The organism is Pantoea sp. CTOTU46764 (genome assembly GCF_031974595.1).
GTDB classification, from domain to species: Bacteria; Pseudomonadota; Gammaproteobacteria; order Enterobacterales; family Enterobacteriaceae; genus Pantoea; species Pantoea trifolii.
In genome coordinates, this window is record NZ_DALYOQ010000020.1 from 21,606 (window position 1) to 30,931 (window position 9,326).

12 protein-coding genes are annotated in these 9,326 nt (G+C 56.3%); 3 read left to right on the top strand and 9 right to left on the bottom strand.

Annotated elements, in window-relative coordinates; genetic code table 11:
• The first annotated feature begins 45 nt into the window (after positions 1-45).
• From hpt to RTM06_RS09555, 3 genes are all read left to right on the top strand, one after another.
• Positions 46-582 (top strand): hypoxanthine phosphoribosyltransferase, encoded by a 537-nt coding sequence (gene hpt / locus RTM06_RS09545; RefSeq protein ID WP_176970671.1) that lies wholly within the window; start codon positions 46-48, stop codon positions 580-582.
• 192 nt (positions 583-774) lie between these two features.
• On the top strand, positions 775-1,701 hold the full coding sequence (locus tag RTM06_RS09550; protein ID WP_293794233.1) for an ABC transporter ATP-binding protein: 927 nt from the start codon (positions 775-777) through the stop codon (positions 1,699-1,701).
• Complete coding sequence (locus RTM06_RS09555; RefSeq protein WP_256695638.1) at positions 1,698-2,468, top strand: ABC transporter permease; 771 nt, start codon at positions 1,698-1,700, stop codon at positions 2,466-2,468. The genes RTM06_RS09550 and RTM06_RS09555 overlap by 4 nt, the downstream gene beginning before the upstream one ends.
• Positions 2,469-2,508: 40 nt before the next feature.
• Here RTM06_RS09555 and panD read toward each other — a convergent pair whose 3' ends face one another.
• From panD to RTM06_RS09600, 9 genes are all read right to left on the bottom strand, one after another.
• Positions 2,509-2,889 carry an aspartate 1-decarboxylase gene (gene panD, locus RTM06_RS09560; RefSeq protein ID WP_007888760.1) on the bottom strand — a complete coding sequence of 127 codons (381 nt, stop codon included), beginning with the start codon at positions 2,887-2,889 and terminating at the stop codon, positions 2,509-2,511.
• Between the two features lie 41 nt (positions 2,890-2,930).
• Positions 2,931-3,785 carry a pantoate--beta-alanine ligase gene (panC, locus tag RTM06_RS09565; protein WP_312181710.1) on the bottom strand — a complete coding sequence of 285 codons (855 nt, stop codon included), beginning with the start codon at positions 3,783-3,785 and terminating at the stop codon, positions 2,931-2,933.
• A gap of 15 nt (positions 3,786-3,800) precedes the next feature.
• Positions 3,801-4,595 carry a 3-methyl-2-oxobutanoate hydroxymethyltransferase gene (gene panB / locus RTM06_RS09570; RefSeq protein ID WP_312181712.1) on the bottom strand — a complete coding sequence of 265 codons (795 nt, stop codon included), beginning with the start codon at positions 4,593-4,595 and terminating at the stop codon, positions 3,801-3,803.
• A gap of 42 nt (positions 4,596-4,637) precedes the next feature.
• Complete coding sequence (gene folK, locus RTM06_RS09575) at positions 4,638-5,123, bottom strand: 2-amino-4-hydroxy-6-hydroxymethyldihydropteridine diphosphokinase (RefSeq protein ID WP_312181714.1); 486 nt, start codon at positions 5,121-5,123, stop codon at positions 4,638-4,640.
• Positions 5,120-6,532, bottom strand: coding sequence for a polynucleotide adenylyltransferase PcnB (gene pcnB / locus RTM06_RS09580; protein WP_217646662.1), 1,413 nt, complete (start codon positions 6,530-6,532; stop codon positions 5,120-5,122). The genes folK and pcnB overlap by 4 nt, the downstream gene beginning before the upstream one ends.
• A 38-nt stretch (positions 6,533-6,570) precedes the next feature.
• Positions 6,571-7,500: a tRNA glutamyl-Q(34) synthetase GluQRS gene (gene gluQRS, locus RTM06_RS09585; protein ID WP_293794231.1), complete on the bottom strand. Its 930-nt coding sequence runs from the start codon at positions 7,498-7,500 to the stop codon at positions 6,571-6,573.
• A 70-nt stretch (positions 7,501-7,570) separates the two neighbouring features.
• Positions 7,571-8,026, bottom strand: a complete 456-nt coding sequence (gene dksA / locus RTM06_RS09590; protein ID WP_007888770.1) for an RNA polymerase-binding protein DksA — start codon at positions 8,024-8,026, stop codon at positions 7,571-7,573.
• Positions 8,027-8,273: 247 nt separating this feature from the next.
• Positions 8,274-8,978: a DNA/RNA nuclease SfsA gene (sfsA, locus tag RTM06_RS09595; protein ID WP_256695643.1), complete on the bottom strand. Its 705-nt coding sequence runs from the start codon at positions 8,976-8,978 to the stop codon at positions 8,274-8,276.
• A partial coding sequence (locus RTM06_RS09600) for a 2'-5' RNA ligase family protein (protein WP_312181717.1) occupies positions 8,979-9,326 on the bottom strand: 348 nt, incomplete at its 5' end. It abuts the gene before it with no gap.

Consider the following 9,326-nt stretch of genomic DNA (forward strand, 5'->3'; position numbering starts at 1 on the left):
TGATAGACTTCGTGGCTTTCCAAAAACCGTAACTGGACGCATGCAATGAAACATACCGTCGACGTGATGATCTCCGAGCAAGAGATCGCAACCCGAATTGCCGAACTGGGCAAGCAGATTAACGAGCACTACCGCGACAGCGGCAGCGAAATGGTGCTGGTGGGTTTGCTGCGCGGCTCCTTTATGTTTATGGCCGATCTGTGCCGCGCCATCGACGTGCCGCATGAAGTCGACTTTATGACTGCGTCAAGCTACGGCAGCGGTATGTCGAGCAGCCGCGATGTGAAAATCCTCAAAGATCTCGATGAAGATATTCGTGGCAAAGATGTGCTGATCGTGGAAGACATCATCGATTCCGGCAACACGCTGAGCAAAGTGCGTGAGATTCTGCGCCTGCGCGAGCCAAAGTCACTGGCGATTTGTACTTTGCTGGATAAGCCCGAGCGCCGCGAAGTGGACGTCACCGTCGAATACGTGGGCTTCACCATTCCCGATGAGTTCGTGGTGGGCTTTGGTATTGATTACGCTCAGCGCTATCGCCATCTGCCGTATATCGGCAAAGTTATCCCGACCGGTGAATAACCGCACAATCGTCCAAGGCTAATCTCCCCTGCCTGCGATACACTGCGCAGCCCGTGAGTCAACGACTTAGGGGCTGGCTTCACTCTCTGCTAAACTCCATTGATTTCTTAATGTTAATGATCGCGACATCGTTCGTGCGCATTACCATTTTCATAGGCCTTTGATGTCTCTACAACAAGGTATGGATTCGCAATGACATATGCACTGGAAATTTCCGGGCTGACCAAAACCTATCCCGGCGGCGTTCAGGCGCTGAAAGGACTCGATCTCAACGTGGAAGCCGGCGATTTTTATGCCCTGCTGGGGCCAAACGGCGCCGGTAAATCCACCACCATCGGTATTATCAGCTCGTTAGTGAATAAAACCGGCGGTAGCGTGCGCGTGTTTGGCTATGACCTGCAAAAAGACGTGGTCAACGCCAAGCGCCAGCTTGGGCTGGTGCCGCAGGAGTTCAACTTCAACCCGTTTGAAACCGTGATGCAGATTGTGGTCAATCAGGCCGGTTACTACGGCGTTGAACGTGCCGAAGCCAATAAACGCGCGGAAAAATACCTCAATCAGCTCGATCTGTGGGGCAAACGCAACGAACGTGCGCGCATGCTTTCGGGCGGTATGAAGCGTCGTCTGATGATCGCGCGTGCGCTGATGCATGAGCCGAAGCTGCTGATCCTCGACGAACCGACCGCGGGCGTGGATATCGAACTGCGCCGTTCGATGTGGAGTTTCCTGAAAGAGCTGAATATCAAAGGCACCTCCATCATCCTCACCACGCACTATCTGGAAGAGGCGGAGATGCTGTGCCGCAACATTGGCATTATTCAGAGCGGCGAGCTGGTGGAAAACACCTCAATGAAGGGATTACTCTCTAAGCTGCAATCCGAAACCTTTATTCTTGATCTGGCACCGCGCAGCCCGCTGCCGCAGCTGGAGGGCTTCCAGTATCGTCTGGTCGATACCTCTACGCTGGAAGTGGAAGTGATGCGCGAGCAAGGTCTCAACAGCGTGTTCAGCCAGCTGAGCGCGCAGGGCGTGCAGGTGCTGAGCATGCGCAATAAAGCGAACCGCCTTGAGGAGCTGTTCGTCAGCCTGACACAGGGAAAAACAGGAGTGAAAGCATGACGCACTTGTATTGGGTGGCGCTCAAGAGCATCTGGAGCAAAGAAATTAACCGCTTCGCCCGCATCTGGATTCAGACGCTGGTGCCGCCGGTGATCACCATGACGCTCTACTTCATCATCTTCGGCAACCTGATTGGTTCACGCATCGGCGATATGCACGGTTTCAGCTACATGCAGTTTATCGTGCCGGGCCTGATCATGATGGCGGTGATCACCAACGCTTACGCCAACGTGGCGTCATCGTTCTTTAGCGCCAAGTTCCAGCGCAACATCGAAGAACTGCTGGTGGCGCCGGTACCAACCCACATCATCATCGCCGGTTATGTCGGCGGCGGCGTGGCGCGCGGCGTGTGCGTGGGGATTTTGGTGACCGCGATTTCGCTGTTCTTCGTGCCGTTCCACGTGCATTCGTGGTCGATGGTAGCGGTGACGCTGCTGCTGACGGCGATTCTGTTCTCGCTGGCGGGCCTGCTGAATGCGGTATTCGCGCGCACCTTTGACGATATCAGCCTGATTCCGACCTTCGTGCTGACGCCGTTAACCTATCTCGGCGGCGTGTTCTACTCGCTGACGTTGCTGCCACCGTTCTGGCAAGCGGTGTCGAAGCTGAATCCGGTGGTGTATATGATCAGCGGCTTCCGTTACGGTTTCCTCGGCATTAACGATGTGCCGTTGGTGTTTACCCTGTCGGTGCTGATCGCATTTATCGTGGTGTTTTATGTGTTGGTGTATTCGTTGATTCAGCGTGGCAGAGGATTGCGGACGTAAAAAAACAAGGGCGCGGTATAAAAACCGCGCCCTTGTTATATCAGGCGACCTGAACCGGTAACGCTTTGGCGAGGCGCTTCATTTCGTTATCGCCTTCAAAGTAGGCGACTTTCGGCTGCCAGCTGCGCGCGACTTCATCTTCTACCTGCACGTAAGAGCAGATGATCATGATATCGCCGGCGCAGGCGCAACGCGCGGCGGCACCGTTGACTGAGATAATCTTCGAGCCACGTTCAGCGGCAATCGCGTAGGTGGAAAAACGCTGACCGTTGGTGACGTTGTAGATGTCGATGGCTTCGTATTGCAGAATGCCAGAGGCGTCGAGGAAATCCTGGTCAATGGCGCAGGAACCTTCGTAATGCAAATCTGCCTGAGTGACTTTAACGCGATGCAGTTTGCCTTGAAGTACGGTGCGAATCATAACTGTCTAACCTTGTTAAGCTGCCAATAAACGACGGAAAACTACTCCGTCAGATCCACTTGCTGATTATCAATCAGACGCGCATTACCAAGCCATGCGGCCATCAGAATCACCGCGCGCTGGCTGTCCACGTTGAGCGCTTGTAAGGTTTCGGCATCGCAAATCGCCAGTCCATCCGGACGGAAACCTTTCTCACGCAACGCCACTTCCGCGTGCTCAATAATTTCTTCGACATGGCGCTCGCCGTTGCTCAGACGTTCGGCCATGCTGTTCATCACCTGGCTGAGACCGGCGGCGATGTTACGCTCGTCGGCGGTGAGATAGCCATTGCGCGAACTCAGCGCCAGGCCATCTTTCGCGCGCACCGTTGGCACGCCCACAATCTCGATATCGAAGCCCATATCCGCCACCATCTTGCGGATGATTGCCAGCTGCTGGAAATCCTTCTCGCCAAAGCAGGCGATGTCAGGCTGCACCAGATTAAACAGTTTGCTGACGATGGTGGAGACGCCACGGAAATGTCCTGGACGGCTGGCCCCTTCCAGCAGCGATGATAAACCCGGCACTTCCACGAAGCTTTGGCTATCAAGGCCTTTTGGATAGACATCCGCGGGCGCGGGGGCGAACACCAGATCCACGCTATGACGATTCAGCTTCTCACAATCGTCCTGCAGCGTGCGCGGATAGCGCGCCAGATCGTCGGGACGATCAAACTGCATCGGGTTAACGAAAATCGAGACCACCACAACGTCGGCGCGCTCGCGCGCTTCATCGACCAACGTCAGATGACCGTCGTGCAGGTTGCCCATGGTGGGCACCAGCGCGATACGTTTGCCTGCCTGACGCCAGCGACGAATTTCACGACGCAGCATCGGCAGTGTTTCAATGATCAGCACTGCAAATCTCCTGATTTACTGGAAACTGTGTTCAGCGGCAGGGTAGCGGCCCGCTTCAACGTCGGCGATATATTGGCGAATCGCCGCGCGAATGTCGCCGGTTTCAGCGAGGAAATTTTTGGCAAATTTGGGAATGTGGCCGCCGGTAATGCCAAAGGCGTCGTGCATCACCAGAATCTGACCGTCAGTGACGTTGCCCGCACCGATGCCGATCACCGGCACCGACAGCGCTTTGGTGACGCGCTCCGCCAGCGCCACCGGCACGCACTCCAGCACCAGCAGCTGCATACCGGCGGCTTCCAGCGCTAGCGCATCGGCCAGCAGACGTTCAGCGGCAGCTTCATCGCGGCCCTGCACTTTATAGCCACCGAAGATGTTCACCGATTGCGGCGTCAGGCCTAAGTGGCCGCACACTGGCACAGCGCGCTCGGTGAGCATACGCACGGTTTCCGCCAGCCACTCGCCGCCTTCCAGCTTCACCATATTGGCGCCTGCACGCATCAGCTGTGCGGCGTTAGTGAACGTCTGTTCCGGCGTGGCGTAACTCATAAACGGCATGTCGGCCATCAGCAGCGCCAGCGGCGCGCCACGGCGCACGGCGGCGGTGTGATAGGCGATATCGTCCACGGTGACCGGCAAGGTCGATTCGTGGCCCTGCACGGTCATGCCGAGCGAATCACCAATCAGCATCACTTGAATGCCTTCATCGGCAAACAGGCGGGCAAAACTGAAGTCGTACGCCGTCAGCGTGGCAAATTTGCGGCCGCTGGTTTTGAGTTGGCGTAAATGGGAGAGGGTTGTTGGTTTCATCACACGCTCCAGAGTTTTCTGATGCGCGCAGTGTACTACGGCTTACTCAGACCACAAACGGATAGCGCTGCGATTAAGCCGGGCGAGAATGGCGGACAAGGCTTGCCCGTTCGGCAGCGACAATTGCGGGGCAATCTCCAGCAGCGGCACCAGCATAAAGGCGCGATTGTGCATGTCGTAATGCGGCACGGTCAGACGCGGCGTGTGAATGGTTTCGCTGCCAAACAGCATGATATCGAGATCCAGCGTGCGCGGTCCCCAGCGTTCGGCTTTGCGCACGCGACCGTGCTCCAGCTCAATGCGCTGGGTATGATCAAGCAGCGCGTCGGCTTCCAGTGCAGTTTCCAGCGCCACCACCGCATTAAGGTAATCGGGCTGATCCGGCGGACCGTACGGCGGTGTGCGATACAGCGATGACGTGGCGATGCGCGAAGTGTGCGGAATGGCGTCTAGCGCGGCCAACGCTGCATCAACCTGATGCAGCGGATCGGCCAGATTACTGCCTAAAGCGAGGTAAACGCGGGTCATTGCGGGCTGTTTGTGCGCGGCCCGGTTGGACGGCGACGCGGACGGCGCGGTTTGCGGCGCGGTGCCGGATCGTCGCCCAGCGTGGTCATCATGGTTTTCTGCTGCACCGGTGCCGCCGCCTGGAACTCGCCCCACCAATGCGTCAGCTTTTGCAGCTCAGGATTGTTTTCCACGTCGGCACGCAGCGCCATCAAATCATAAGCGGCACGGAACTTAGGATGCTCCATCAGCTTCCACGCACGCTTGCCGTGACGACGCGACATGCGCAGCTGCAGCTGCCAGATATCACGAATCAGCGTTGTGATACGTTTTGGAATCGCCAGCGCGCGGCATGCTTCGTCCAGCGTTTCGTTCATCGACAGTGCGAAAGCATCGTAATAGGTCAGGCCGCTTTCCTGCGCAATGCGTTCGGCGGATTCCAGCTGCGGATACCAGAACATCGCGGCAAACAGGAAGGCCGGATTGACGCGCATATCATTCTGAATGCGGGTGTCGGTATTTTTCAGTACCTGCGCCACCATACGTTCCATCAGGCTGTCGCTTTCGGCGGTGAAACCGCGCGTCAGCGTTGGGAACAGCGGCTGGAACAGCTGATATTCACGCATCATCTGATAGGTGCGGTAGCCGTAACCGGCCTGCAGCAGCTTGAGCGACTCTTCAAACATACGCGCTGGCGGAATGTCATTCAGCAGCGTCGCCAGACGCGGGATTGGCTCGGCAGTTTCAGCCGCGATACGCATCTGCAGCTTAGCGGCGAAGCGCACCACGCGCAGCATACGCACCGGATCTTCGCGATAGCGGGTTTCCGGATCGCCAATCATGCGAATGATGCCTTCGTGCAGATCGTGCAAGCCACCGACGTAATCACGTACGGTGAAATCGGCCACGCTGTAATAGAGGCTGTTAATGGTGAGATCGCGGCGCTGGGCATCGTCTTCAATGCTGCCGAAAATGTTGTCACGCAGCAGCATACCGTTTTGGCCGCGCTGCGAGCTGTTGCGATCTTCTTCGCTCTCTTCATGATGATGGCCACGGAAGGTGGCGACTTCGATCACTTCCGGACCGAACATCACATGCGCCAGACGAAAACGGCGACCGACCAAACGGCAGTTGCGAAACAGCTTACGCATCTGTTCAGGCGTGGCGTTGGTGGTGATATCAAAGTCTTTCGGCTTGCTGCCGAGCAGCAAATCGCGCACGCCGCCGCCCACCAGGTAGGCTTCGAATCCGGCTTTGTTCAGGCGATAGAGCACTTTGAGGGCGTTTTCGCTGATATCTTTGCGTGAGATGTTGTGGCTTTCTCGTGGAATGACAGTCATCTGACCAGGACTTTCAGCTTCCACCTCTTCAGGCGCCTCCTCATCACGCTTGAGGACTCTCCGGCAAAAATTAGCGACTCGGGTAAAAATGGGACACCTCGACAGTGAGAAAAAGGGTGTTAATAAAATCAGCGGCTAATCATAGCCTGTTGAGAACCATTTAGGAATGGTGATGTCGTTTCATCCTCTTTGAGACCGTTCTGCAACGGAATCAGGCGGATATTCCACTGTGCCACCGCCTGTTTCAACAGGCTTTCCAGCGATTCATCCTGCCAGCCTGGTGAAACCGGCTGGCCAAGAAAGCGCAAGGCTTGCACCAATAGCGGCCGCGCATCACCATCGGGCAGCGCCGGCGCATGATTCTGCTTGGAAAGCTTATGGCCATCGCGATTGACCGCCAGCGGCAAATGCAGATAATCCGGCACTGGCCAGGCAAACTGCTGATACAAGGCAATCTGGCGTACCGTTGGCTCAATCAAATCCGCGCCGCGCACGATCTCCGTCACGCCCTGAAAATGGTCATCGACCACCACCGCGAGGTTGTAGGCAAACAGCCCATCACGGCGATGGATAATAAAATCTTCCTGCGCCAGCTGCGGTTCGGCCTGCAAATGGCCGCGCAGGCGATCGTTAAAGCCGTTAACCGGCGCATGTTGACGCAGGCGCAGCGCGGCGTTGTCAGGCGGCAACTGCAAATCGCGGCAGTGACCATCATAAAAGCCGCCCAGCTGCTGAATACGGCTGCGCGTGCAGGTGCAGAAGTAACTTTGACGATGCGTTTGCAACCAGCTCAGCGCGGCGCGATAGGCGTCGTGGCGCTGTGACTGCCACAAAACCTCGCCATCCCAATGCAGACCATAATGTTCCAGCTGCTGCAAAATACGCGTTGCGGCACCGGGAACTTCACGTGGGGGATCGATATCTTCAATGCGCACCAGCCAGCGTCCCTGTTGCGCGCGCGCACTCAGGTAACTGCCTAATGCAGCAATCAGCGAACCAAAATGGAGGTCACCCGAAGGAGAGGGAGCGAAACGCCCAATGCAGAGTGAAGGATTCATAACGAAGTGTACCGCACGTCGGGAAAACAGGGATTTTCCCGGCTGTGCGGTAGCAATTTGCTCACGGCCATTAGCCAGCCATCTGCTTCTCGCGGATTTCTGCCAGCGTTTTGCAGTCAATGCAGAGATCGGCAGTCGGACGCGCTTCAAGGCGGCGAATACCAATTTCTACACCGCAGGAGTCGCAGTAACCGAAATCGTCGTCATCCACTTTCTTGAGCGTTTTCTCAATCTTTTTAATGAGTTTGCGCTCACGATCGCGGTTACGCAATTCCAGGCTGAACTCTTCTTCCTGCGCGGCACGGTCGACCGGATCCGGGAAGTTAGCAGCTTCGTCCTGCATATGTGACACAGTGCGATCTACTTCATCCCGAAGTTGGTTTCGCCAGGCTTCCAGAATTTTACGGAAATGGCCTAGCTGGGCGTCGTTCATATACTCTTCGCCCGGTTTCACCTGATAAGGCTCAACTCCAGCGATGGCGAGGATACTCAGGGACGATGTTTTACGGTTTTGCCCTTCTTGCATGTTGTTTCTCCTGGATAACACGCACTTCCCTAAATACGTCAAGTTGCATGTGCGTTGACTGTGTGCCTACAACCCGAACGATTTAGGGCTTATCGATTCCCATAAAGGGAAAAAAACAGGCCGCTATAAATAGCAGAAGCAATCAAGGTTGGCAATTATTCCTGACCACTACTTGACAAGCCTCTGAACAATCGCGTATTCAGCGCCTCGCCCAGAACATTCCTATCACACCAAATTGCTATAAATATTACAACGCTACGTTAATCGGATGCGTCAGTAATATCTTTAACGGTGAAATTTGAGCTTGATACGCCAAAACTTCCACACCACAACGCTGCGCCTGTTCCAGTAGTTCTGCGTAGTGCACGTCGATATGGCGTGCCGGGGAAACGTCCTCAATCCCCGTATGCAAAACTGCGAACAACAAAACGGCTCGATGACCTTCTGCCACGATAGAGCTCAATTCGCGCAGATGTTTCTGTCCACGAGCCGTCACCGCATCCGGAAAATAGCCTTTACCTGCTTGTAAAAGGGTGACGGACTTGACTTCAATATAGCAGTTCGATCGGCCATCCGCTTGCAGCAGGAAATCAATTCGGCTTTTTTCCGTGCCGTATTTCACTTCAGGCTGGCAGCGGCTGTAAGCGGATAATTCCGGAATGGTATCGAGCGTCAGCGCTTCGCGCACCAGCTGATTAGCGCGCAGCGTATTGACGCAGATCCAGTGGCCTTGCTGGGTCTCGGTGAGCTCCCAACTGTGCGGATATTTTCGCGTGGCACTGTTGGAGGTTGAATACCACACGGTATCGCCCGGCGTGGCGCAGCCGGTCATCGCGCCGGTATTGGCGCAGTGAATGGTCAGCGTTTCACCTTCTGGCGTAACCACATCGGCTAAAAAGCGTTTGTAACGGGCGATCAAGCGGGCGGGTTTGAGTGGCGGATCGAACTCCATTTACTCTCCTGGGGATGATAGTAGCGGCCAGCGGGCCAGCGCCTGATAACGCGTGCGGCCACGCGTGACGTTCGAAGCGAACAGCGCAAAATGGCGGATATCGGCGCGCCAGTGAAAGCCGCGCGGCGGTAGCGCGATCTGCGGTGCTGCGTGGCGCAACAGCGTGACGTGCGGATGAAACGGCTGCGGGTTCTGCGCACAGCCATGACGCGCCGCTTGCGCACGCAGCAGGCTGGCGAGCTGCAGTAATCCGCGCGGCGCACGCTGGCAGCCGAGCCACACCACGCCGGGTCGCGGCCAGTGACCGGCGTCATCCAAATCAAGGGCAAAGCCGGGCTGTTCGATGCG